Annotated in this window: 22 protein-coding genes, 1 tRNA gene and 2 pseudogenes; 16 read left to right on the top strand and 9 right to left on the bottom strand. The window is 70.2% G+C overall.

Annotation, left to right across the window (positions count from 1 at the left end):
- The first annotated feature begins 19 nt into the window (after positions 1-19).
- From AWQ68_RS24660 to AWQ68_RS24650, 3 genes are read left to right on the top strand one after another with little or no spacing between them, the layout of a single operon-like run.
- Complete coding sequence (locus AWQ68_RS24660; protein ID WP_245656071.1) at positions 20-481, top strand: hypothetical protein; 462 nt, start codon at positions 20-22, stop codon at positions 479-481.
- A complete protein-coding gene (locus tag AWQ68_RS24655) occupies positions 475-708 on the top strand; it encodes a helix-turn-helix transcriptional regulator (protein ID WP_066944142.1) in 234 nt (77 codons plus the stop codon). Before AWQ68_RS24660 ends, AWQ68_RS24655 begins: the two co-directional genes overlap by 7 nt.
- Complete coding sequence (locus AWQ68_RS24650) at positions 705-1,682, top strand: NAD(P)-dependent alcohol dehydrogenase (RefSeq protein WP_066944140.1); 978 nt, start codon at positions 705-707, stop codon at positions 1,680-1,682. Before AWQ68_RS24655 ends, AWQ68_RS24650 begins: the two co-directional genes overlap by 4 nt.
- A gap of 179 nt (positions 1,683-1,861) precedes the next feature.
- Here the strand turns inward: AWQ68_RS24650 and AWQ68_RS24645 are convergent, their stop codons facing one another.
- Positions 1,862-3,076 carry an RNA polymerase sigma factor gene (locus AWQ68_RS24645; protein ID WP_174554140.1) on the bottom strand — a complete coding sequence of 405 codons (1,215 nt, stop codon included), beginning with the start codon at positions 3,074-3,076 and terminating at the stop codon, positions 1,862-1,864.
- Positions 3,076-3,491 (bottom strand): annotated as a pseudogene (locus AWQ68_RS24640) (YciI family protein). The gene AWQ68_RS24645 and the pseudogene AWQ68_RS24640 overlap by 1 nt, the downstream one beginning before the upstream one ends.
- Positions 3,492-4,223: 732 nt before the next feature.
- Here AWQ68_RS24640 and AWQ68_RS24635 point away from each other — a divergent pair.
- From AWQ68_RS24635 to AWQ68_RS24610, 6 genes are all read left to right on the top strand, one after another.
- Entirely contained in the window at positions 4,224-5,927 is a 1,704-nt protein-coding gene (locus AWQ68_RS24635) for an ABC transporter substrate-binding protein (protein ID WP_066944133.1), read from the top strand.
- Positions 5,914-6,873 carry an ABC transporter permease gene (locus AWQ68_RS24630; protein WP_084464362.1) on the top strand — a complete coding sequence of 320 codons (960 nt, stop codon included), beginning with the start codon at positions 5,914-5,916 and terminating at the stop codon, positions 6,871-6,873. The genes AWQ68_RS24635 and AWQ68_RS24630 overlap by 14 nt, the downstream gene beginning before the upstream one ends.
- On the top strand, positions 6,870-7,856 hold the full coding sequence (locus AWQ68_RS24625; RefSeq protein ID WP_066944131.1) for an ABC transporter permease: 987 nt from the start codon (positions 6,870-6,872) through the stop codon (positions 7,854-7,856). The genes AWQ68_RS24630 and AWQ68_RS24625 overlap by 4 nt, the downstream gene beginning before the upstream one ends.
- Positions 7,849-8,883 (top strand): ABC transporter ATP-binding protein, encoded by a 1,035-nt coding sequence (locus AWQ68_RS24620; protein WP_066944129.1) that lies wholly within the window; start codon positions 7,849-7,851, stop codon positions 8,881-8,883. The genes AWQ68_RS24625 and AWQ68_RS24620 overlap by 8 nt, the downstream gene beginning before the upstream one ends.
- A complete protein-coding gene (locus AWQ68_RS24615) occupies positions 8,880-9,668 on the top strand; it encodes an ATP-binding cassette domain-containing protein (RefSeq protein WP_066944127.1) in 789 nt (262 codons plus the stop codon). The genes AWQ68_RS24620 and AWQ68_RS24615 overlap by 4 nt, the downstream gene beginning before the upstream one ends.
- Positions 9,669-9,790: 122 nt before the next feature.
- Positions 9,791-10,639 carry an alpha/beta fold hydrolase gene (locus AWQ68_RS24610; protein WP_066944125.1) on the top strand — a complete coding sequence of 283 codons (849 nt, stop codon included), beginning with the start codon at positions 9,791-9,793 and terminating at the stop codon, positions 10,637-10,639.
- On the opposite strand, the gene AWQ68_RS24605 is transcribed toward AWQ68_RS24610, so the two are convergent.
- Positions 10,626-11,588: a LysR family transcriptional regulator gene (locus tag AWQ68_RS24605; protein ID WP_169808980.1), complete on the bottom strand. Its 963-nt coding sequence runs from the start codon at positions 11,586-11,588 to the stop codon at positions 10,626-10,628. The two genes, AWQ68_RS24610 and AWQ68_RS24605, sit on opposite strands and share 14 nt — an antisense overlap.
- Positions 11,589-11,734: 146 nt before the next feature.
- Between AWQ68_RS24605 and AWQ68_RS24600 the strand changes: the two genes are divergently transcribed.
- Positions 11,735-12,025 (top strand): hypothetical protein, encoded by a 291-nt coding sequence (locus AWQ68_RS24600; RefSeq protein WP_066944123.1) that lies wholly within the window; start codon positions 11,735-11,737, stop codon positions 12,023-12,025.
- Positions 12,026-12,093: 68 nt separating this feature from the next.
- Here AWQ68_RS24600 and AWQ68_RS24595 read toward each other — a convergent pair.
- Positions 12,094-12,166, bottom strand: a tRNA-Arg gene (locus AWQ68_RS24595).
- A gap of 195 nt (positions 12,167-12,361) precedes the next feature.
- Between AWQ68_RS24595 and AWQ68_RS42700 the strand changes: the two genes are divergently transcribed.
- The 4 genes from AWQ68_RS42700 (at position 12,362) to AWQ68_RS24575 (ending at position 16,320) form a co-directional block, all read left to right on the top strand.
- On the top strand, positions 12,362-12,784 hold the full coding sequence (locus AWQ68_RS42700; protein WP_157545661.1) for a hypothetical protein: 423 nt from the start codon (positions 12,362-12,364) through the stop codon (positions 12,782-12,784).
- A gap of 133 nt (positions 12,785-12,917) precedes the next feature.
- On the top strand, positions 12,918-13,985 hold the full coding sequence (locus AWQ68_RS24590) for a D-alanyl-D-alanine carboxypeptidase family protein (protein WP_066944121.1): 1,068 nt from the start codon (positions 12,918-12,920) through the stop codon (positions 13,983-13,985).
- A gap of 1,025 nt (positions 13,986-15,010) precedes the next feature.
- Positions 15,011-15,520, top strand: coding sequence for a DUF2243 domain-containing protein (locus AWQ68_RS42695; RefSeq protein WP_245656070.1), 510 nt, complete (start codon positions 15,011-15,013; stop codon positions 15,518-15,520).
- The gene (locus AWQ68_RS24575; protein ID WP_066944116.1) at positions 15,517-16,320 is read left to right on the top strand and encodes a cytochrome c oxidase assembly protein; all 804 of its coding nucleotides are present in this window, start codon (positions 15,517-15,519) and stop codon (positions 16,318-16,320) included. Before AWQ68_RS42695 ends, AWQ68_RS24575 begins: the two co-directional genes overlap by 4 nt.
- Before the next feature lie 201 nt (positions 16,321-16,521).
- Here AWQ68_RS24575 and AWQ68_RS24570 read toward each other — a convergent pair whose 3' ends face one another.
- Both AWQ68_RS24570 and AWQ68_RS24565 read right to left on the bottom strand, forming a co-directional pair.
- Positions 16,522-17,112 carry an SAF domain-containing protein gene (locus tag AWQ68_RS24570; RefSeq protein WP_066944114.1) on the bottom strand — a complete coding sequence of 197 codons (591 nt, stop codon included), beginning with the start codon at positions 17,110-17,112 and terminating at the stop codon, positions 16,522-16,524.
- Between the two features lie 4 nt (positions 17,113-17,116).
- Positions 17,117-17,923: an S-methyl-5'-thioadenosine phosphorylase gene (locus tag AWQ68_RS24565; RefSeq protein ID WP_066944112.1), complete on the bottom strand. Its 807-nt coding sequence runs from the start codon at positions 17,921-17,923 to the stop codon at positions 17,117-17,119.
- 455 nt (positions 17,924-18,378) lie between these two features.
- Between AWQ68_RS24565 and AWQ68_RS46000 the strand changes: the two genes are divergently transcribed.
- Positions 18,379-18,600: a hypothetical protein gene (locus tag AWQ68_RS46000; RefSeq protein ID WP_306306825.1), complete on the top strand. Its 222-nt coding sequence runs from the start codon at positions 18,379-18,381 to the stop codon at positions 18,598-18,600.
- A 14-nt stretch (positions 18,601-18,614) separates the two neighbouring features.
- Here the strand turns inward: AWQ68_RS46000 and AWQ68_RS45995 are convergent.
- The 3 genes and pseudogenes from AWQ68_RS45995 to AWQ68_RS24555 form a co-directional block, all read right to left on the bottom strand.
- A pseudogene (locus AWQ68_RS45995) lies at positions 18,615-18,755 on the bottom strand (FmdB family zinc ribbon protein); the annotation flags it as partial.
- Between the two features lie 260 nt (positions 18,756-19,015).
- On the bottom strand, positions 19,016-20,524 hold the full coding sequence (locus AWQ68_RS24560; RefSeq protein WP_066944110.1) for a potassium/proton antiporter: 1,509 nt from the start codon (positions 20,522-20,524) through the stop codon (positions 19,016-19,018).
- 33 nt (positions 20,525-20,557) lie between these two features.
- Positions 20,558-21,133, bottom strand: a complete 576-nt coding sequence (locus AWQ68_RS24555; RefSeq protein ID WP_084464376.1) for a 5-formyltetrahydrofolate cyclo-ligase — start codon at positions 21,131-21,133, stop codon at positions 20,558-20,560.
- Between the two features lie 24 nt (positions 21,134-21,157).
- On the opposite strand from AWQ68_RS24555, the gene galU reads away from it, so the two are divergent.
- Positions 21,158-22,063 carry a UTP--glucose-1-phosphate uridylyltransferase GalU gene (gene galU / locus AWQ68_RS24550; protein WP_066944106.1) on the top strand — a complete coding sequence of 302 codons (906 nt, stop codon included), beginning with the start codon at positions 21,158-21,160 and terminating at the stop codon, positions 22,061-22,063.

Raw genomic sequence — 22,063 nt, 5'->3', positions numbered from 1 at the left:
AAGATTCGCTACCTTTGCGGTGTCAAAGATTCTGTACATCGAGGGGTCGGTCATGACACACGAGGAGAAGCGTGCCTGGATCAGGCTGGTCGTCGCCGTGCTCTCGTACGCCGCGTACGTGGGCGTCATCCTGAACCGGGCGGGGGGAGGCCCGGTGCCCGCCGTGCCGTACGCCGCCGCTCTGCTGTGGTCAGTCGGCGGGTCGATCACCGCGTCGATCGTGGCCGAGATCGGGATGGCGATCGTGAACCCGGGAGCGTCCCGCGCCAAGGACGTGCGGGACAGGGAGATCGGGCGGCTCGGCGACTACACCGGTCAGTCGTTCGTCATCATCGGCGCGGTGGCGGCGATGCTCATGGCGATGGCCGGGTGGGACCGGTTCTGGATCGCCAACGTGGTCTACCTCTGCTTCGTGCTGTCGGCGGTTCTCGGCACGACCACCAAGATCGTTCTCTATCGCAGGAGCTTTCCGCAGTGGTGAAGCCGACCCGCGTCACGAACCGCATCCGCGCGCTGCGGTTCGCGCACGACGAGATGACCCAGGCCGAACTGGCCGAGCGTATCGGCGTGACCCGGCAGACCGTCATCGCCATCGAACAGGGCCGATACTCCCCGTCGCTGGAGATGGCCTTCCGAATCGCCCGGGCGTTCGGCGTTCCGCTCGACGACGTGTTCCAGTACCCCGACCTTCCCGAGGAGACGACATGAAGGCCATCGTTCAGGACGCGTACGGCCCGGCCGACGTGCTCGAACTGCGGGACGTCGACCGGCCGTCCATCAGCGACGACGAGGTGCTCGTCGAGGTCCGTGCCGCCGGTGTGGATCCGGGCGTGTGGATCCTCATGACCGGCCGGCCGTACCTCATGCGCGTCATGGGGTTCGGGCTGCGCCGGCCCAAGGTCCCGGTGCGCGGCCGTGACGTCGCCGGGGTGGTGGCCGCCGTCGGCGCTCGGGTGACCCGGTTCCGGCCCGGGCAGGAGGTGTACGGCACCTGCGAGAGCGGCTCGTTCGCCGAGTACGCGAGCGCGCCGCAGGGACGGCTCGCGCCAAAGCCGGCCGGACTGTCGTTCGAGCAGGCCGCCGCGGTGCCGGTCTCGGGGATGACGGCCCTGCAGAGCGTCCGCGACTGCGGCCGCGTACGGCCGGGACAGCGGGTGATGGTGATCGGGGCGTCGGGAGGCGTGGGGTCGTTCGCCGTGCAGATCGCCACGGCGTCCGGCGCGAGGGTGACCGGAGTGTGCGGTGCGGCCAAGTCCGACCTGGTGCGATCTCTGGGCGCCGAGGACGTCATCGACTATGCCCGTGACGAGATCGACCGCGACGGTGCGCGCTACGACGTTGTCATCGACACCGCCGGGAACCGTCCGCTGTCCCTGCTACGGCGTGCCCTGACCCCGCGCGGGACGCTGGTGATCGTCGGGGGCGGGCACGCCAGGTATCCACTGTCCGGCGGCTTCGAGCGTCAGCTGCGCGCGCCGCTGGTCTCGATGTTCGTCGGTCAGCGGCTGCGCGGCCTGACCGCCAGGGAACGCGCCGAGGACCTCGAGGAACTGGGACGGCTCATCGAGTCCGGCGCCGTCACCCCGGTCATCGACCGCGCCTATCCCCTCGCGGAAGCATCCGACGCGATCCACCACCTCTCCGAGGGCCATCCCGCGGGCAAGGTGGTCGTCACCCTGTAAGGACTCGTCGTTAACCGCCACGGTCGGTCCCGGACGAGGTCTACGCGCCGACCGTGGGCGAGTTTCTCCCCGGGGTCGCCGCGCTCCCGCCGTCCGCATTCGGGGATTCGGTCGTCGGGGCCGATGCGATCGACGGCATCCGGGCCGCGCTTGAGTCCCGGCCGGCCGAGCTGGAGAAGTCAGCTCAGCGTGGCCGCCTTGCGCAGCAGCACTGAGCGTTCGCGCTGGTTGGCGCACAGCCGGGCCGCCAGCTCCAGCTCGGCGCGCGCCTCCGGTCGCCGTCCGAGTCGGGCCAGCAGCTCACCGCGTACGGTCGGGATCAGATGCGAACCGGGGAGCCGGTCCGAGGCGATCAGCTCCTCCACGATGGCCAGCGCTTGCGCCGGGCCCGAGGCCATGGCAACGGCGACGGCCCGGTTGAGCTCGACCACCGGCGAGGGTGCGACCCGGCCGAGTGCCTCGTAGAGCACCACGATCCGGTCCCAGTCGGTCGCCTCGACCGAGGGCGCCGACGCGTGGGTGGCGGCGATCGCGGCCTGCAGGCCGTAGGGGCCGAGGCCGCGAGTCGATGCCTTGGCCAGCGCGGCCAGCCCACGGCGGATCGCCGAGAAGTCCCACCGCCGCCGGTCCTGCTCGTCGAGCAGGACCGGCGAACCGTCCGGGCCGGTCCGGGCCGGGAAACGCGCGGCCGTCAGCTCGCACAACGCCAGCAGGCCGTGCACCTCCGGCTCGTCCGGCTGCAGCGCGGCCAGCGTGCGAGCCAGCCGGATCGCCTCGTACGCGACGTCGGGGCGCAGCAGCCGGTCGCCCGACGTGGCCGTCGACCCCTCGGTGAAGATCACGTAGATGACGCTGAGCACGCCGCCCAGCCGCTCCCGGCGCTCGGCGGCCGGCGGCAGCTCGAACGGCACCCCGGCCGCCGCGATCGTCTTCTTGCCCCGGGTGATGCGGGCCTGCACGGTCGGCACGGGTACGAGGAACGCGCGGGCGATCTCCTCGCTGGACAGGCCGCCGACCACGCGCAGGGTCAGCGCCACCCGGGCCTCGGGGGAGAGCACCGGGTGGCAGCTGACGAACATCAGCGCCAGCACGTCGTCATCGATCTTGTCGGGATCGATTTCTTCGTCAATCGCCGAGTCGACCGCCAGCAGGGCGTATCGGTCCTGGAGGGCGGTCCGGCGGCGGATCGCGTCGATCGCCCGCCGCCGGGCCGTGGCCATCAGCCAGCCGGCCGGATTCGCCGGAGAGGCGAGCGGCCACGACACCAGCGCCTCGGCCACCGCCTCCTGGGCCGCGTCCTCGGCCAGCTCGAAATCGCCGGTGAACCGGGTCAGCGCGGCGACGATCCGCGCCGACTCGATCCGCCAGACGGCCTCGATATCGGCCGTACCCATCAGATCTGGCCGTTGCTCTCGCGCCCGGCCCAGTCCTTGATGATCACTTGTCGACCTGCGGGACCTCGTCGCTCCCGGGCACCCGCCGGACCTCGATCTTGGACCCGGGGGCCGCCGGGACCCGCTTGGCCCACTCGACCGCCTCCTGTTTCGAGGCGACGTCGAGCAGGAAGAAGCCCCCGAACAGTTCCTTGGTCTCGCCGTACGGCCCGTCCGTGACCACCGGGGCCTCGCCGCTGAAGTCCACCACGACGCCCTGCCCCGGATCGTCCAGCCCTTCCGCCGCGAGGAGAACGCCGGCCTTGACCATCTCCTCGATGAACTGGCGGGTCGTGGCCATCATCTCGTCGATGTTGGCCATCATGGCCGCGTTCGACTCGTCGGTGCCCCGCGTGATCAGCAGGTACTTCGGCATCGCGTTCTCCTCGTCCGGCGGGGCCGCCTCTCGGCCCTCGCACCCACACGTCGAACGAGCGGCCCGCGGATCGACACGGCCCCGGAGAAATCTCTCGCCGCGACGCAGCCGATCCCTCCGACCCGCGTTTCCTACCGTTCCATCGGTTAGTCCGGTGCGGCGGGCCAGCTCGGCTCTTGAGAGCGTCTCGTCACTGAGCGCGTCCGGCAACTGCGGACGTCGGTCGCTCCGTGCGGTAGCTGGAGTCCCCGCGAAGGTGCGGCCGCGCGATCGCTGGGACAGTTCGTAGCGTGCCCATCGCCTGGTTCCGGTCTGCAGCACGAGTTCACGCGCTACCAGATCTTGTAGTTCGGTCGTTGCGACACGGAATCGACGCCGGTCACCGACATGGACGAGCATGCAAGCAGCATGCCGGTTGGCATGCTAGCTAGCATGTTGCGGTCGGGAGCGGAAATGCCCGCGACTGACGAGAACCTCGCGCTGGCGGCCGAAGGACTGCGTGCTCTCCCGGAGCTGGGGCCGCGGGTCTGCGCCGCGGTCTTCCCGCCACTGGGACCGCCGCACTATCGTGGACGCCCCGCGCGCAGATCTCCGCGATCTTTCAGATTTTCTGAAAGGTCCCCTGCAGAATTCCTCGATGGACGCGCGCTCTCGCCCGCCAACAGACTCCCTTCCTGAGATCCACGTAGCGGACCCGACGCGATCGGGACCGCCTCACAGGAAGCGCGATCTATGGCGAATCGATCCCGGAGAGTGGCGCCCGCAGGGCTCGCGCTCGTCCTGGCCCTCGTGATGGCGGGCTGCAACGCGAACTCGCAGTCCACCGAGCCGACGAAGGACAAGAACACGACGGCGCTCGAGTCCGCGCCCCAGGGCGGGACCCTGTACTACCTCTCGCGGCGCGCGAACGAGTCCTTCGAGACCGCCAAGGCGCAGATGGTGCCGACCACCCGGCTGCGGTGGGTGCACCGCGGGCTGACGTCGTGGCAGACGTTCCCGGACAAGGACACGGTCCTCGTGCCGGACCTCGCCACCGACACCGGTACGACGGACGACGGCGGCAAGACGTGGACCTTCACGCTGCAGGAGGGCCTGAAGTTCTCCGACGGCAGCCCGATCACCGCGCAGGACGTGAAGTACGGCATCGAGCGGTCGTTCGCGCCGATGTTTCAGGGTGGCCTCGGCTACCACAAGACGCTGCTGGTCGGCGGCACCGACTACGACGGCCCGTACGACGGCAAGGAGCTCGACTCCATCGAGGTCGTCGACGAGCACAAGATCGTCTTCCACCTGACGCGTCCGTTCGGCAACTGGCCGTGGATCGTCAGCATGCCGGCCTTCGCGCCGGTGCCGGCTGCGGCCGACACCGAGCCGGAGACGTACGGCGAGCACCCGGTCGCCAGCGGCCCGTACCAGGTGACGAGCTTCCGCAAGGGCTCGCAGGCGGTGCTGGAGCGCAACCCGAACTGGAAGGCCGACACCGACCAGGTACGGTTCGCCGGCCCGGACAAGATCGTCCTCGACATGGGCCTGAACAACGACACGATCGTGCAGCGCCTCATCGACGACAAGGGCGAGGACAAGACCGCGATCAGCAACGCGCTCATCTCGCCGTCGCAGTTCCAGCGGATCGAGTCCGACCCGTCGATCTCCAACCGCATGGCCAACAGCCCGTCGGGCTACTTCCGCTACCTCGCCATGAACGTCAAGCGCCCGGTCCTCTCCGACGTCCGCGTGCGGCAGGCGATCAACTACGCGATCAACAAGGCCGAGCTGCAGAGCGTGTACGGCGGCCCGAAGTTCGGCGGCCAGATCACCTCGACCATCATGACGCCCGGCATCCCCGGCTACACCGAGTACAACCTGTACGACGGCGGTGACATCGGCAACGTCGACAAGGCGAAGGAACTGCTCGCCGACGCCGGCGTCTCCAACCTGAAGCTCACGCTGACCTACCCGACCGACGTGAGTGCGATCGAGGAGAAGGAAGCCCAGAGCATCAAGAACTCGCTGGCGCGAGTCGGCGTCAAGGTCGATCTCAAGGGCCTCGACGGCGACACCTGGTACGAGCTCATCTCGTCCGCCGACGGCGACTACGACATGACGACGAACGGCTGGGGAGCGGACTTCCCGAGCGGCATGAGCACCATCCAGCCGCTGTTCGCGTCGAGCGAGATCGGCAACGGCGGCGGCAACGCCTCGAAGTTCTCCAACCCCAAGGTGGACGCCGCGATGGACGCCGCGATCGCGGAGCCGAACCTCGACAAGGCCGCCGAGATGTGGGCCGCGATCGACAAGCAGATCATGGAGGACGCCCCGATCGTGCCGATCCTCGTGCAGCGCACACAGGCCCTGGCCGGTTCGAAGATCCAGAACTACTTCATCCCCGCCTACCCGCCGTTCGCGAACGAGCTGGTCGTCCGTGTCGATCGCTGAGATCCAGCAGGCGGAGGGCCGGGGTACGCCGGCCCTCGGCCGCTTTCTCCGGAAGCGGTCGGTCCTCGGCCGCTTCTTCCGGAAGCGGTCCGGCGTCGCCGGCCTGGCCATGCTGGTCGTGCCACTCGTCGCGGGGCTCTGCGCCCCGCTGCTCGTGCGGATCGAGGGACAGGACCCGAGCACCTTGCACACCGACCTGCTCAACCCGGACGGCGGCCGTCCGCTGGGCGCCTTCGGCGGCGTCAGCGCCGACCACTGGCTCGGCGTCGTCCCGGTGACGGGCGTCGACCTGTTCGCCCAGATCGTCTACGGCATCCGCTCGTCGCTGTTCATCGCGTTCGGGGCGAGCATCCTGTCGATCGCCTTCGCCGCCGTCCTCGGTACGGCGACTGGGTACTTCGGCGGCTGGCTCAACGCCGTCGCGGGGCGGGTGATCGACTTCATGTTCGGTTTCCCGGGCCTGATGTTCGTCATCGCGATCATGGCGATCGTGCCGCCGGAGATGCCGCGGGGCCTGGTCCTCGTGCTGGTACTGGCCTTCTTCGGCTGGACCGTCCCGGCCCGGATCATCGGCGCCCAGGCCGGCGCCATCAACGCCCGCGCCTTCGTCGAGGCGGCGCGCGCGACCGGGGCTCCGCCCTGGCAGATCATCCGCCGCGAGATGCTGCCGCACCTCTTCGGCCTGGTCGTCGTCCTGTTCGCGATGTCACTGCCCGGCAACGTCAGCGTCGTCGCGGGACTGTCGTTCCTCGGCGTCGGCCTGCGTGGCGACGTCCCCGACCTCGGCAAGCTGCTCTCGGACTCGCTGCCGTGGATCTACAGCGGTGCGGACGTCTGGTACATGCTCTTCCCGGGCGCCGTGGTGTTCCTGATCGTATTCGGCGCCACGCTCGCCGGTGACGCGCTCCGCGACGTCCTCGACGTGCGCACGGAGGATGCTGCATGATCGCCTATATCGCCCGCCGCATGGTCACCGCGGTGTTCATGCTCCTCGCGATCGCCTTCGTGACGATAGCCCTCTTCTTCGGGGCCTCGAAGGACCCGGCCCGCGCCATGTGCGGCAAGCCGTGCCCGCCCGAGACCCGGGCCAAGGTCAGCGCCTACATGCAGACCGACCAGAGCGTGGTGTGGCAGTACACCGAGTTCGTGAAGGGCCTCTTCGTCGGCCGTACGTACGGCGAGGGCGCCCAGCAGGTGCACTGCGACGCGCCCTGCTTCGGCTACTCGTTCCCGAACCGCAGCGACGTCACGACGCTCATCGCCGAGCGGCTGCCCGTCACGTTGTCGCTCGCGTTCGGCGCGGCCGTCCTGTGCCTCGTCGTGGGCATCGGCCTCGGCGCGTTGTCGGCGATACGCAAGGGCGGGATCGTCGACCGGTTCTCGACCGGCTTCGCGATGTTCGGGCTGTCGGTGCCGACCTTCCTCGTCGGCCTGCTCGTCGTCCAGGTCTTCGGCTTCATGCTCAACGCGCTGCCGTACTCCGGCTTCGTGTCGTTCTCGGAGTCACCGACGGACTGGGCCTGGCACCTGATCGGCCCGTGGATGGTGCTGTCGTTCATCCTCGCCGCCGGCTACATCCGGGTCACCCGCACCCAGCTCCTCAACGAGCTATCGGCCGACCACCTCGTCGCGATGACCGCGCGCGGCGCGTCGACCCGGCAGGTGAACCGGCACGCCGTCCGCGGCGTGATGGTGCCGGTCGTGGCGATGTTCGCGCTCGACGTCACCGCGCTCCTGGGCGGGTCGGTGATCGCGGAGAGGGTGTTCAGCCTGCACGGGCTCGGCGACCTGCTGCTGTCCGGCGTGAACGAGTCCGACCTGAGCATCGTCGTCGGGGTGACGCTCTTCTCCGCCTTCCTCATCATCGTCGGCAACCTGATCGCCGACCTGCTGATGCCGCTTCTCGATCCGAGGATCCGCCGTGCCTGACCCCGTACTCCAGGTCGAGGACCTGTGCGTATCGTTCACCAGCGGCGGCGTCACCGCCGATGTCGTCCGGGACCTTTCCGTGAGCCTGGACGGCGGCCGCACGCTCGCCGTGGTCGGCGAGTCGGGGTCGGGCAAGACGATCACCGGCCGGGCGATCATGCGGCTGCTGCCGCGCGGGGCGAGCGCCCGGGGCCGGATCGTCGTCGCCGGCCGGGAGATGCTCTCCGCCGACGAGCGCGAGCTGCGCCGGGCCCGCGGCTCTGACGTGGCCATGGTGTTCCAGGACTCGATGTCCGCGCTCAGCCCGTACCTCGACATCGGCGCGCACATCGCCCAGGCGGTCCGCCTGCACGACCCGTCGGTCACCCGCCGCGCCGCGCGGGCCCGTGCGGTCGAGATGCTCGACCGGGTCGGCATCCCCGAGCCCGCGGACGCCGTACGCCGCTTCCCGCACGAGTTCTCCGGCGGCATGCGGCAACGCGCGGTGATCGCGATGGCCCTGGTGAACCGGCCGGCGCTCCTCATCGCCGACGAGCCGACCACCGCGCTCGACGTGACGGTGCAGGCGCAGATCCTGGCCCTGCTCCGCGAGCTCCAGCAGGAGTACGGCATGGCGATGCTCCTGATCAGCCACGACTTCGGGGTTGTGGGGAGCGCGGCGGACGACGTCCTCGTGCTGTACGCCGGCCGCCAGGCCGAGTACGGCAGCCTCCGCGACATCTTCGATCAGCCCGCCCACCCGTACACCGCCGGTCTCCGCGCGGCCACGCCGCGGCTGGACGCCCGGCTCGACACTGGAGGGGAGCGGACCCGGCTCCGCGCCATCCCCGGCGCGCCCACGTCGCTGCGCGACGCCGGGCCGGGTTGCGCCTTCGCGCCGCGCTGCGGCCTCGCGGACCAAGTCGGCGAGCGCTGTGTCGTCGAGGCACCGCTGCCCACCGTCCGCCCGACCAGCGAGGGCGGCGGCCTGCACCTTGCGGCCTGCCACCTCGATCGTCTCCCCGCACTGAAGGAGGTCGCGCGGTGAGCGAGCCGATCCTGGAGATGACCGACGTCAGCAAGCGTTACCGCGCCGCCGGTGGGTTCGGACGCGGGCGCAAGGGCTTCCTCGCCGTCGACGGCGTCTCGCTCCACGTCGAGCGGGGCGAGGCGCTCGGCCTGGTCGGTGAGTCCGGCTCGGGCAAGTCCACGCTGGCGCGGATGGCCAACGGCCTGGTGGTGCCGACGTCCGGCACCGTCCGTACGGACGGGCAGGACATCGCCCGCCTCAGTCGGCGAGGACTGCGGCGGCTGCGGCGCAACGTCGCCATGGTCTTCCAGGATCCGTTGGCGTCGCTGAACCCGCGGCAGACCGTGCGGCAGACGCTGGAGAACGTCTTCCGTGCGCACGGCGAGACGACGTCGACAGCCGAGCTGGCCGCGCTGCTGGAGTCGGTCGGCCCCGGCGCCGACTACCTGGGGCGCTACCCGCACGAGGCGTCCGGCGGGCAGCTCCAGCGCGTCGCCGTGGCGCGCGCGCTCGCCCTCAAGCCGGCCCTGATCATCGCGGACGAGCCGACCTCGGCGCTCGACGTGTCGGTGCGTGCCCAGATCCTCAACCTGCTGGCCGACCTGCAGCGCGACCAGGGGATCTCGTTCCTCCACGTCAGCCACGACCTGGCGGTGATCCGGCTCTACAGCGACCGCGTCGCCGTCATGCAGCGCGGCCGCATCGTCGAGACCGGCCCGTCCGACGAGATCTTCCGCTCCCCGCAGCACCCCTGCACGCGCGCGCTGGTCGAGGCGACACCGGAGGCGGAGCTACCGGCCTGACCTGCGGGAGCGTTGCGCGACGCCGACCAGGCGTGCAACGATCATGAACCATGACGCACCGAACGACCACCCCGTCGTGAGCCGGCCGGAGGCCGGCGCGACAGAGTACTGAATGAGGACACGTGGGAACCGACCTGTTCGTCCGAGAGTACGGGCGGGACGCAGCAGATGCGCCCGCCATCCTCATCCTTCACGGCGCCGTGGAGTCCGGCGCGTGCTACGGCGACGCCGTCGACCGCTGGGGCGGTGACTACCACATCGTGGCGCCGGACGCCCGGGGCCATGGGAAGTCGCCCAGCCGCCTGCCCGAGCACGAGGGCGTTCCGTCCACCGACGTGATGGTGCAGGACGCGATCGACATCCTCAAGGACATGCTCGACGAGACCGGGCGCAAGACTCTCATCGTCGGGCACTCCATGGGCGCGCGGATCGCCGCCTTCGTCGCCGCCGACGCCCCGCACCTCGTGGCCGGCGTCGTGCTCGAGGACCCGCCGTGGTGGGTGCCGGAGGCCGGTCCCAACCCGTGGCTCAGCGTCGAGCAGCCCCCCAAGGACCCCTTCGACTACGCCGACACGGCGTCGGTCGAGGAGCTCATCGACATGCAGCGAGAGCTCAATCCCCACTGGGCGGAGCAGGAGCTGCGCCCGCTCGCCGAGGCGATGAAGGCCGTCGACACCGACTACATGGAGCAGCGGCTCCACGAGAAGCGCCGGATCTGGACACCGACCGCGCGGCAGATCACGGTCGGCCCGGCCGGCGTACCGGCGCTGCTCATCACCGGCACCGGCGACGTCATCGTCGACAAGCACTCCCGTGAGCGCCTCACGGCCGTCGCGCCCGGCTTCGACGTCGTCGTGATCGAGGGCGCCCACCACTGCGTGCGCCGCGACAAGCCGGACGAGTACCACCGGCACGTCGACGCCTTCCTCCGCGAGAACGCGCCGTCGGCCGGAGCCGTCACTCGACGCTGAAGGTGTCGGACCGTGCGAGCGGGCCGTAGATCTCCGAGTCCGGCTCGGCGACAGCGGCCCGCATCGCCTCCAGCCCCGCGCGTACGACGGGGTGGCCCTGGTTGTCGCGCCGCGTCGTCATGATCACCTTGCGCAGCGGCGCGATGCCGCGCGTCGGAAGGATCGTCACCCAGTCGGCGTCGCGGGCGGAGAGCGCGGACTCCGGCACCAGGCAGATCCCCGCCTCGGCGGCGACCAGCGCCAGCGCGGCGCGGTAGTCGTCCGAGACGTGGGTGATCGGCGGGTGGAAGCCGAGCTCGGCGCACGCCTGCAGCACCATCGTGCGGCACGGGTTACCGGGCGAGGGCATGATCCAGCCCTCCTCGGTGAGCTGGGTGAGCCCGATGCCCTCCTCGCCGGCCAGCGGGTGCGCGTGGGGGAGGACGGCCTTGAACCGCTCGATGTAGAGCGGGAACTTCACGATGTCGGGGGAGTCGCGTACGGGGTCGGACTCGTACTCCAGGCTGACGGTCACGTCGATATCGCCGCGCATCAGCATCCGGTGGCTCATGTGCACCTCCGCGTCGACGACCGTGACGTTGACGCCCGGCGCCTGGCGGCGCAGCTCGACGATGGCGGGTGCCACCAACCAGCTGATGGCCGTGGGGAAGGCGCCGATCCGGAGCTGTCCGAGGACACCGCCCGCGTGCGCGGCCAGGTCGGCCTCGGCGATCTTCAGCCGGGAGCTGATCTCCTCGGCGTGCCCGGCGAGGATGCGCCCGGCTGGCGTGAGCGCCAGCTTGCGCCCCGTGCGTACGACGAGCGCGTGGCCGACCTCGCGCTCGAGCGCCGCGAGCTGCTGCGACACCGCGGACGGCGACAGGTGCAGCGCCGCCGCGGTCGCGGTGATCGAGTCGGACAGCACGAAGGCGCGGAGAACGAGGAGACGTCGGGGGTCGATCGTGGGCACGCGGGCTCCGTCGCGAGTCGGCCGGGCGTCAGTCGCGGTGGGGGCATCCGCGAGGCGGGACCGGGGGACCCCGATGCTAGCGGGCGCTTCCGGAGCGGGGCGCTTCGGCATGGGGTGTCCTGCCGCCCGCGAGTGCAGGTCAGCGGGTGGAAACGCCCGCGACTGAGGAGAACCTCGCGCTGGCGGCCGAAGGACTGCTTGCTCTCCCGGAGCTGGGCGGGCCGGAAGCTGTCGTCCAGCAGGCGGACGAGATGGCAGGGAAGGACGCGCTCGGGACGATCGAGGTGGTGCTGAACTCGGGCCATCCCGCCGACGTGGGCGTCCGGGAGTTGCGCACTCCGGTGGTCGAGCCGATGCGGGCCCGGACTCACTGGTTTGCGCCGCGTGCCCAGCCTGGCCCAGGATCAGGAGGGCGCCACAGCGGCCACGGCAAGTAGCTCAAGCGCTGGTCACTCTTGATCTGTCAGATTCCGACGGATCAGGCAATCTGCGAAATGTCAGGATGTGCCCCCGGCAGGATTCGAACCTGCGGCACCCGCTTTAGGAGAGCGGTGCTCTATCCCCTGAGCTACGGAGGCGAGACGTGCCCTGTAAGCCTAGCGAAAGGTTGGCACCACGCGCGCCGTTGGGGCCGATAAGTCGCCTGAGTCGAGGGTCATCGCTGCACTGATGGGCGGTAAAGCCCTGGCAAGCGCTCACGTCGGTGCTAGTTTACCCGGTTACCGTCACGCTTCGTGACGATACGGCGACGTAGACGGAATCGCGGCATCCGCTTGCTTCTCCTGGCGATGCTCGCGCCGGCGATCCTCGCCCTCGGCCTGCTCGCGGGCGAGCTGGCCGGTTATGGAGACCCCGGGCATGGGTCGCTCGCCGACGCGGCACCGCGGCAACCGCCGCCACGGGTGGTCGCCGCTCGTCCCAAGCCACCTGACCTGCTTTATCAGGCGCTCATACCGCTCTATCAGGGGGTCGTGCCGCGTCCGCTGCTCCGCCGCCCCCTGTCTCCTCCAAGGCCGGCTGTACGGCCAGAGGTGGGGGAGGGCAGGCGGTCGCCGCGAAAGGTGACGTCACGCGGCCGGAAGCGGCCGCCGGCGAGGACGGCCGAGCGGAGAGCCGGGGAGGTCTCGTGCGCACGCGAATGGCAGGACACCTGGCTGTGGGAGCTGTGCCAGGAGCGGGCGCACCAGACCGCCTGACAGGTCGACGCGCGACCCCGGGCATTCAGTTCGCTGTAGTAACGTGCGTCCCTGAGCCCGGTCATGAATTCGCAATGGAGGAGTCAGCGTGTCATCTCCTCGATCGGCGGGCCTGATCGCGGTTGTCACGGCGATGACTTCGCTCGTCGGCGGTGCCACCGGCGCCGCCGCCCACGCGAGTGGTACCGCCGATGCCAGCGGTGCCGTACGCCAAGACGCGGCCGTCGCCGCGATCAAGGAGCCGACCAACCTCACCGAGTTGCGTCGTGAAGCTCAGAAGGCGTTCCAGGGCATCGAGGACGCGAACAGGGCACTCAAAGCTCGGCAGAAGCAGTTCGACGGGTTGCAGAAACAGGTCGCCGCGAAGCTGACCCAGCTCCAGGCGGCCGATCAGGAACTGGCCAAGGTCCGCCGACCCCTGTCCGACATCGTCGAGTACATCTACCAGGACCCGGCGGCGAACAGCATGGGGAGCTTCTTCCCGGCTGGAGACGGCACGACCACCCTCCGGACACTCAGCGACGTCAATCACATAGTGGCGGAGCAGAACAACGTCGTGTCCGACGCCAGCAAGCTCCAGCAGCAGCGCGAGCAACTGGCCACGGAGGCCCAGGAACTGCGCGCGGAGAACCTGCTCCAGGAGGCTCAGCTCGACGCCGAGATCGACGCGCTGCGCAAGCGGTCGAACACCCTCGTCAAATCGCTCACGCGGGCGCTCGTCAAACTGGGCGTCAAGGTCAACGCCGACAATCGCGGTACGGGTGCCTGCGACCCGACGCGGGTCGACCTCGCCGCGCAGTACCCCAACGGCCTGCTCCCGAAGGCCTATCTCTGCCCACTTCCGCAGAAGGGCGAGGAGTTGCGCGCCGACGCGGCGATCGCCTTCGCCGACCTCAACGCCGCCTACCAGAGGCGGTTCGGCACGCCCATCTGCGTCTCCGACAGTTATCGCAGCCTCCCCGAACAGCAGGCCGTCTACTACCAGCGTCCCGGCCTGGCGGCCACGCCGGGCAAGAGCAACCATGGCCTTGGCATGGCCGTCGACCTCTGCGGTGGGGTGCAGATCTTCCGGTCTGTGCAGTTCAACTGGCTTGAGGCAAACTCGAAGCGTTTCGGCTTCATTCACCCCGATTGGTCGTATCACAGCCCCTTCGAGCCGTGGCACTGGGAGTACGACCCCAAGGTGGGCTCCCTGCTCTGATCCGTTTCGCCCCGATCGGCACTGCTCGGCCGCCGATCCCGGTCGGCCGTAGTCGCGCCCGAGCGTCGGGACGTCTCCTCGCCGAAGCCGACGAGGCGAGCCGACAGAAGGGATGGATCCGCCCCCGCCCCCGGCTGCGTTGGCCCCGCTCCCGGCCTGCGCTGCTCTGACCCGGCCTGCGTCGGTCCCGGCCTCGCCCCGCTGCCCTGACCAGGCTGAGGTCTCGGTGCGACGGCTTGCCATGACAGCGTGGGCTCGTGCGCGCCTCGCCATGACAGGGGGGTTCGTGCCGGGCCTCCCGCTAACGCCTCATGCGGTGTCTGCGGGGGTCGAGAGCGCGGCCAACGGCGTTTCCTACGCTCTGATCTGCGGTTTCCCCGCTTAGCATCGGGTCTCGTCGGGTGCCGTCCCGATCCGCAGGCGCGCCAGCCGCCGTCCTCGATCTCTCGGTCCTAAGGGGTGAAGGGGCGGGAAAGGCGGGTCGGGGTGCCAGTCCACTGACTTGGAGAACTCTGCGGAAGCCGTTTCGGCCCGCCGCCCAGTTCCGAGGAACCGGACGGTCGTGCACCGGCGACCGGCGGAGCGCGGCGGGACCGGGGCCGAGCGGGCGGGGACCGGTGGCGCGGCGAGTCGGCCGAACCGGATGGCATGGCATCCGCGCGGAAATGGGGGCTGGTGTGGACGAGGCGCTCGGCACATCAGGGACCGGGCGCATCGGATCCGCTCGGCACGTCAGGGACCGGGCGCATCGGATCCGTGTGGACTCCTCCAGACGGCGTCGGTGTGACGGCAGGAGAGGGTTGATGATGGCGACCAGAGCGGCGGGGCCGGACGGACCTGATGGACCAGGTGGGCCACGCGGACGAGGCGGGCCCGACGGACCAGGTAGGCCGACCGGACGAGGCGGACCATCCGGACCAGGCGAAGCAGGGGGAACCGGCGGACCGGGCGGACTATCCGGACCTGGCGAAGCGCGGGGGACCGGCGGACCAAGCGGATCAGGCGGAGTGGGCGGGGCGGCCGACGTGACGCCGAACATCGCCCTGCCCGGGGTGATCCTCGGCGTGGGGCTCGGCGGCTTCGTGGACGGCATCATGCTCCATCAGGTTCTGCAATGGCATCACATGCTGAGCGGCACCGACAGCGACAACATCGGGGTGCGCTACTACCCCGTGGACACCGTGCCCGGCCTGCGGATGAACACGATGTGGGACGGGTTCTTCCACGTGTTCACCTGGACGGCGGTGCTGGTGGGCCTGGCCATGCTGTACTCGCGGATGTCCCATCGCCGCAGGCGCATCTGGGCGTCGCGCGTGCTGTGGGGATGGGCGCTGGTGGGTTGGGGCCTGTTCAACCTCGTCGAGGGCATCGTGGACCACCACATCCTCGCCATCCACCACGTACGCAGCGGGCCGTACCAGATGTGGTGGGACATCGGCTTCCTCGTGCTGGGCGCGCTGTTCGTCGCCGGAGGGTGGCTGCTGCAGCGGGGCGCCCGCCGCGTCGGCGTGACCGCAGCGGCCTCCGCCTGGTGACCGGGCACGCGCACGAGGGGCACGCCGGAACGGTCGCGTGGCCGCTGATCGCGGTGATCGTGGTCGCCGTCGCCGGATATCTGCTGCTCGCCCGAGGCCGGCGGCGTGAGCCCAGAGGGTGGAACGGCGGGCGGACGGCGAGCGCCGTCACCGGTGCGATGCTGCTCGCCGTCGCGCTGCTCCCGCCGGTCGCGACCTTCGCCGAACACGATTTCCGCGGCCACATGCTGCAACATCTCCTCCTTGGGATGCTGGCGCCGACGGCCCTCGTGCTGGGCGCTCCGCTGACGCTGCTGCTGCGGTCGCTCCCCACGGCGGGCAGGCGTCGCATGGCGCGGGTGCTGCACAGCCGGGCCGCGCGGGTGCTCGCCGATCCATGGCTCGCGCTGGCGCTCAACCTGGGCGGTATGGCGGCGCTGTACTTCACCCCGCTGTACCGGCTGGTGATGGACGGCCAGGTGCCGCATCACCTCCTGCACCTCCACTTCGTGCTGGCGGGTTACCTGTTCGCCTGGGCCGTCGCGGGACCGGACCCGGCGCCCCGGCGACCGTCCGTGCGGACGAGGCTGGTGGTCCTGGGCGTGGCGATCACCACGCACGCCGCGCTGGCCCAGCTCATGTACGCCGGGCTCCTCGTCGGCGTCCGGGTGCCCGTGACGGAACTGCGTGGCGCCGCCGAGATCATGTACTACGGCGGCGACATCGCGGAGTTGCTGCTGGCCATGGCCCTGCTGGTGACCTGGCGCCCGACTCCCCGAAGGGGGAGGCGTCGGACGGCGGCGCCGGCCGCCGCCTCGTAGCCATCCCGGGGACGGCGCCCGAGTGTGTTGCCTCTGTCCGTCCCGGGATGCCGTCCGAGGATGTTGCCTCTGTCCATCCCGTGACGGCGTCCGAGGGCGGCGATCCTTGCAGCCCGTCCTATGCACCCGCGCTCCGTCGAGGCGCTCAGCTCCCGTCCCCGGTCGCGTAGGCGCCCGTACCGTTCCTCATGATCTGCGGAGCTATCGCGGGTGGACGGTCACCGAGAGCCGGCTGGCCGACTGCGCCCGGGCGAGGGCGAGCGCCTGTTCGCTCGTGGTGGCGAGCACCAGGAGCGCGCCCTCGATGGACCCGGTCACCGGTCGGGTCACGACGGCGACCTCCCTGGCGACGGTGACCGCCTGAGCGGTCTCCTGGCCGAAGGCCGCGAGGACGTCGACCACGTCGCCCGGCGAGAGCAGGGTGGCCGCGTCGGCGTCCGCGATCCGCACCGGCGTCGCGACCAGTCCGGAGCCCAGGGCCGCCAGGAAACCGCGTCCCAGCAGCCGGACGTCGGTCAGGAGCTCTCCCCGGTGCACCGGCCCGGACAGGACCCCGCCCACGACCGAGGCACGGTCACCGAACGCGCCGTCCGGAACCGCCTCGGGCGGCAGCCGTACGACGGTGACGTCGGCCGCGGACAGCCGGCCACCGGGGAGGTCGCGGGCCGCGGCGACGACGGCGACGCCGGGTGGCGGCCGCACCGAGAGCAACGCGCACGCCACGCAGATGGCGGCGAGCGACGCGGCGATGAGACGGCGATGCCGGGCGAGCCGACGGCCCAGGGCACGCATCGGATCAGGGGAGCACGATCGGGAGCGGGATGCCGTCGAGGACGCTGCCGCAGGGACAGTCGCGCTCCTCCGGCAGCGCGGCCACGACCCGTTCGATGAGCGCCCTCATCCGCTCGACGTTGGCGGCGAAGACGGCGAGGACCTCCTCGTGGGTGACGCCCTCGCCCGCCATCACGCCGGCGTCATGGTCGGTGACCAGGGAGATCGAGGTGTAGCACAGGGCGAGCTCGCGGGCGAGCACGGCCTCGGGCATCGTCGTCATGCCGATGATCGACCAGCCGGCCCCGGCGTACCACTGGGACTCGGCTCTGGTGGAGAAGCGCGGCCCCTCGATCACCACGAGCGCGCCGCCGTCGACGGCGGGCCACCCGCTCTCGCGGGCGGCGCTCACGGCGACGTCGCGTCCGTTGGGGCAGTAGGGATCGGAGAACGACACATGGACGGCGGCGCCGGCGTCGTAGTACGTCCGCTCACGGCTGATCGTCCGGTCCACGATCTGGTCGGGGACCACGAGTGTGCCCGGGCCGTATTCGGCGCGGAGCGAGCCCACGGCGCAGGGCGCGAGGACCTGGCGGACGCCGAGCGACCGAAGCGCCCACATGTTGGCGCGGTAAGGGATGCGATGAGGGGGATGCACGTGTCCGCGACCGTGCCGGGGGAGGAACGCCACGGAGCGCCCGCCGATGCGCCCCAGCGTGATCGTGTCGCTGGGCGGCCCGTACGGCGTGGCGACCTGGATCTCTTCGGCGTCGTCGAGCAGGGAGTAGAGCCCCGAACCGCCGATGACGCCGATGTCTGCGCGAGTGACCATGGGGCGACCCTAAGCGAAAGGGCGCGGGGGCGATTCGGGCCTGTGGATAACTTCGCGCACTGCCCGGCTACGCCTGGGCTCGCCGACCGGCGCATGCACCGGCACTGATGACTCCGCGCCGCTACCCGGCGGATGAGCCTGTCGCCGACTCCGGGATGTCCGGCCGAGCCTCGTGCAGATGCCTGACGCGTCGCCGACTGAAGCCTTGGCTTGTCAACGACTGCGAGCTACCCGGCAGCGGGTGAGCTCATAAACCACCAAAGCCTGGTGAGCCAGTCACCAGAGCGCGCTGCCCATCAAGCGTGATCCTGTTTGTTACCCGGCACCCGCATCAGCCCATGCCAAGCGGCGCCGGAGCGTGGTGAACAGGGCCTCGTACGAAGGACTCCGCGTGCTGCCGACGACCATGCCGGGCACTCCACGCCATCCAACATGGCGCCTCACCCCGGGGGCGCGTGCTGTCCGGCGAGGCCCGGTCGAGCCGGGCCTGGGGCCGTAGCGGACTGTCCGGAAGCTATGCCGCGGACGTGCTGCTCGACGCGGCCGGAGCGGCCGCCGAGCTGGTGGACTCGGTCTTCGCGGCGGGGGCGGACTCCGTCTTCGACGAGTCGCTGGAGGCCGAGGTGGTCGACGCCGTGGACTTCGACGAGTTGGAGGACCGGTTGTCGGTGCGGTAGAAACCGGATCCCTTGAACACGATGCCGACGGCGGAGAACACCTTGCGCAGCTTGCCGGCGCATTGCGGACAGTCGGTGAGCGGGGCGTCAGAGAACTTCTGAACTGCCTCCAGCTGCTCACCGCAAGCGGTACAGGCGTACTGGTAGGTGGGCACGCGCTCCTCCTGAAACTAGCACTCAACCGGTGCGACTGCTAATGGTACGCAGCCGAGAAGCATAAACGCTACTTAGGGCCTGTTTATTGCGTACCGGCGATCGGGGAGCCCATGTGAGCTGCCGGAATGCCTGTGCCGTACGCGGAACGGGCGGCGGCCGGAGCGTTCGCGCCCGTTCGGGTGCGTTCCGGGGGCCGCTCTTCAAGAGATGCCGTCATCACATGCCGAAATGCCGCGCGTCCACATGGTGAGATGGCACCTCAGGTGGCGCCGCGTTCGCCGTACCAGCCGGCCAGCTTGCCCTTGCGGCTCACGGCGCGCAGGCGTCGCTCGACCTCCTGCCGCTGCGCGGCCGTGGTCACCACGAGGAGCTGGTCCCCGGCCTCCAACTGCGTGGTCGGCGTCGGGACGAAGGAGCGTCCCTCGCGTACGACCATCGTCACCGCCGCGTTCGCCGGGAGCCGCAGCTCGAAGATCTCCACGCCGTGCATCTGCGAGCCGCTGGGTATCCGTACCTGCAGCAGGTCGGCCTTCAGCTCCTCCAGTGGCGCGGCCTCGACGTCGAGGTCGCGGGCCTCCCCCTCGGCGCTGATGCCGAGCACCTTGGACAGGAAGGGCAGGGTGGGTCCCTGCACCAGCGTGAAAACGACCACGATGATGAAGACCTCGTTGAACACCCCCTTGGCCCCGATCATGCCGTCGGCCCACGGAATCGTGGCCAGGACGATGGGGACCGCGCCGCGCAGCCCGGCCCAGGAGAGGAAGATCTGCTCCCTCCAGGAGATCCGGTCGATCCGGGCGAGCCGTACGAGAAGGGCGCTGACGGCGACGGAGATTGGGCGGGCGAGCAGCACGAGGACCACGCCCGCCAGCAGGCCGGGGACGACCGTCCGGGGCAGCTCCTCCGGGCTGGCGAGCATGCCCAGCATGACGAAGAGCCCGATCTGCGCCAGCCACGCGGCGCCCTCCGCGAAGCCCCTGGTGGCGGCGCGGTGCGGCAGTCGGCTGTTCCCGATGACCAGGGTCGCGAGATACACGGCGAGGAAACCGCTCGCGTGGAGCTGCACGGCCCCCGTGTATGTGAGGAACGCCACGGCCATGACGGCGATCGGATAGAGACCCGAGGCGGGGAGCGCCACCCGGCGCAGCAGGTACGCCGCCAGGGGCCCGATCGCCAGCCCGACCGCCGCGCCCGCCGCCAGCTCGTACGCCGCGTTGACCAGGATCTCCCACACGGACGGCATGGGCTCGGAGGGCAGGCTGAGCATGGTCACGACGATCACGGTCGGCGCGTCGTTGAAACCCGACTCCGCCTCCAGCACGCCCGCGAGCCGCGGGGGCAGCGGAAGCCGCCGCAGCACGGAGAAGACGGCCGCCGCGTCGGTCGAGGCGAGCACCGCGCCGAGCAGCAGCGATATCCGCCAGCTCATGTCGAGCATGTGCTGCACGGCCAGCGCGAACACGACGATGCTGACGGCGACGCCGACCGTGGCCAGGACCAGGGCCGAGGGCACCGCGCGCCGCACGTTCTGCCAGTTGGTGGTGAGGCCGCCCTCCGCGAGGATGACGGCGAGCGCGACGAGACCGAGTTGCTGGGCGAGGCCCGCGTTCTCGAAGTGGATGTGCGCGATGCCCGCCTCACCCAGCAGCAGGCCGAGGCCGAGGTAGATCAGCAGGCTGGGGAGACCGGTGCGATGGGCGATGCGGACTGAGACGATTGCCGTGATGACGACGATGGCGGACAGGAGCAGCCATACGTTCAGCCCCACCTGCCCCCCTTTCGCGCTCTCAGGGCGCCGCCGTCACATTTGTTGCGTCCCAATAATACCGGTCGGTAAAGCCCCAAACATGACTCGCTGATCATGCGATTCGGCGGGAATCCCCTCGATCAGTTCCCCCTCATGCAGCAGCGCCACGGTCGGCACGTTGGGTCCCACTCTGGCCAGCGCGCGGTCGTAGGACCCGCCGCCACGCCCGAGACGGATGCCCGTCGAGGGATCCACCGCGAGCGCGGGCACGATGACCAGCGCCGCCGTCCTGATCGCGTCCACGCCGCGTCGCGTGTCCACCGGCTCCATGATCCCGTACAGACCGGGGGCGAGGGAGTCGGGGCCGTCGTACACGGCCCAGTCGAGATCGTTGTCCGGCTGGAGCACCGGCAGCATTACGGTCGCGCCGTGTTTCCACAGGGCGAAGACGAGTCCGTGTGTCGACGGCTCGGACCCGATCGACCAGTAACAGGCGACCAGTCCGGCCATCTGGACCCAAGGTTGCTGGAGCAGGTGCTCTCTGATCGCCGCGGACGAGTCGCGCAGGGTTCTCTCATCGAGTCCTGACCGTGTGTTAAGAATCCGTCGCCGCAGGTTCATCTTGTCCATAGCCTGCTCCATTAGTGTTCCACCATGGCTGACTTTGAGAACGTTACGAAAGCCGTCGTGCCGGCGGCCGGTCTCGGCACGCGATTCCTGCCCGCGACCAAGGCGACGCCCAAGGAGATGTTGCCGATTGTCGACAAGCCGGCCATTCAGTATGTCGTCGAAGAAGCGGTTTCCGCCGGTCTGCTCGATGTTCTGATGGTGACCGGCCGCCACAAGCGGTCGATCGAGGACCACTTCGACGTCGCGTACGAGCTGGAGGACGCGCTGCGGGCCAAGGGCGACGAGGAGCGCCTCTCGCAGGTCCAGGAGCCCGTCGACCTCGCCACCATGCACTACGTCCGTCAGGGAGAGCCCAAGGGCCTCGGCCATGCCGTGCTGTGCGCCAAGCAGCACGTCGGCGACGAGCCGTTCGCCTGCCTCCTCGGCGACGACCTGATCGACCCCCGTGACCCCCTGCTCAAGCGCATGATCGAGGTACGCGCCACCTACGGCGGCAGCGTCATCGCCCTGATGGAGGTGCCGCGCGAGCAGGTCTCCCTGTACGGCTGCGCCGCCATCGAGGCCACCGACCAGGACGACGTGGTGCGCGTGACCGACCTGGTGGAGAAGCCGCCGGCCGACGAGGCCCCGTCCAACTGGGCGGTCATCGGCCGTTACGTGATCGACCCGGCCGTCTTCGAGGTGCTGGAGAACACCCCGCCGGGCCGCGGCGGCGAGATCCAGCTCACGGACGCCCTGCGCACGCTGGCCTCCCGCGGCACCGACGAGGGCGGGCCCGTCCACGGTGTGCTGTTCCGCGGCCGCCGTTACGACACGGGCAACAAGCTCGACTATCTGCGGACCGTCGTCCAGTTCGCGGCCGACCGCGACGACCTCGCGCCGGAGTTCATCCCGTGGCTGCGTGAGTTCCTCGACCAGGCGGGATCCTAG

The organism is Microtetraspora fusca (assembly GCF_001570365.1).
GTDB lineage: Bacteria > Actinomycetota > Actinomycetes > Streptosporangiales > Streptosporangiaceae > Microtetraspora > Microtetraspora fusca.
This window is presented reverse-complemented; position numbering and strand designations above follow the sequence as displayed.

Coding starts and splice junctions, on each gene's coding strand:
- AWQ68_RS24650 (WP_066944140.1), top strand. CDS start 705: ATGAAGGCCATCGTTCAGGACGCGTACGGCCCGGCCGACGTGCTCGAA.
- AWQ68_RS24645 (WP_174554140.1), bottom strand. CDS start 3,076: ATGGGTACGGCCGATATCGAGGCCGTCTGGCGGATCGAGTCGGCGCGG.
- AWQ68_RS24635 (WP_066944133.1), top strand. CDS start 4,224: ATGGCGAATCGATCCCGGAGAGTGGCGCCCGCAGGGCTCGCGCTCGTC.
- AWQ68_RS24625 (WP_066944131.1), top strand. CDS start 6,870: ATGATCGCCTATATCGCCCGCCGCATGGTCACCGCGGTGTTCATGCTC.
- AWQ68_RS24590 (WP_066944121.1), top strand. CDS start 12,918: ATGACTTCGCTCGTCGGCGGTGCCACCGGCGCCGCCGCCCACGCGAGT.
- AWQ68_RS24570 (WP_066944114.1), bottom strand. CDS start 17,112: ATGCGTGCCCTGGGCCGTCGGCTCGCCCGGCATCGCCGTCTCATCGCC.
- AWQ68_RS24565 (WP_066944112.1), bottom strand. CDS start 17,923: ATGGTCACTCGCGCAGACATCGGCGTCATCGGCGGTTCGGGGCTCTAC.
- AWQ68_RS24555 (WP_084464376.1), bottom strand. CDS start 21,133: ATGGACAAGATGAACCTGCGGCGACGGATTCTTAACACACGGTCAGGA.
- galU (WP_066944106.1), top strand. CDS start 21,158: ATGGCTGACTTTGAGAACGTTACGAAAGCCGTCGTGCCGGCGGCCGGT.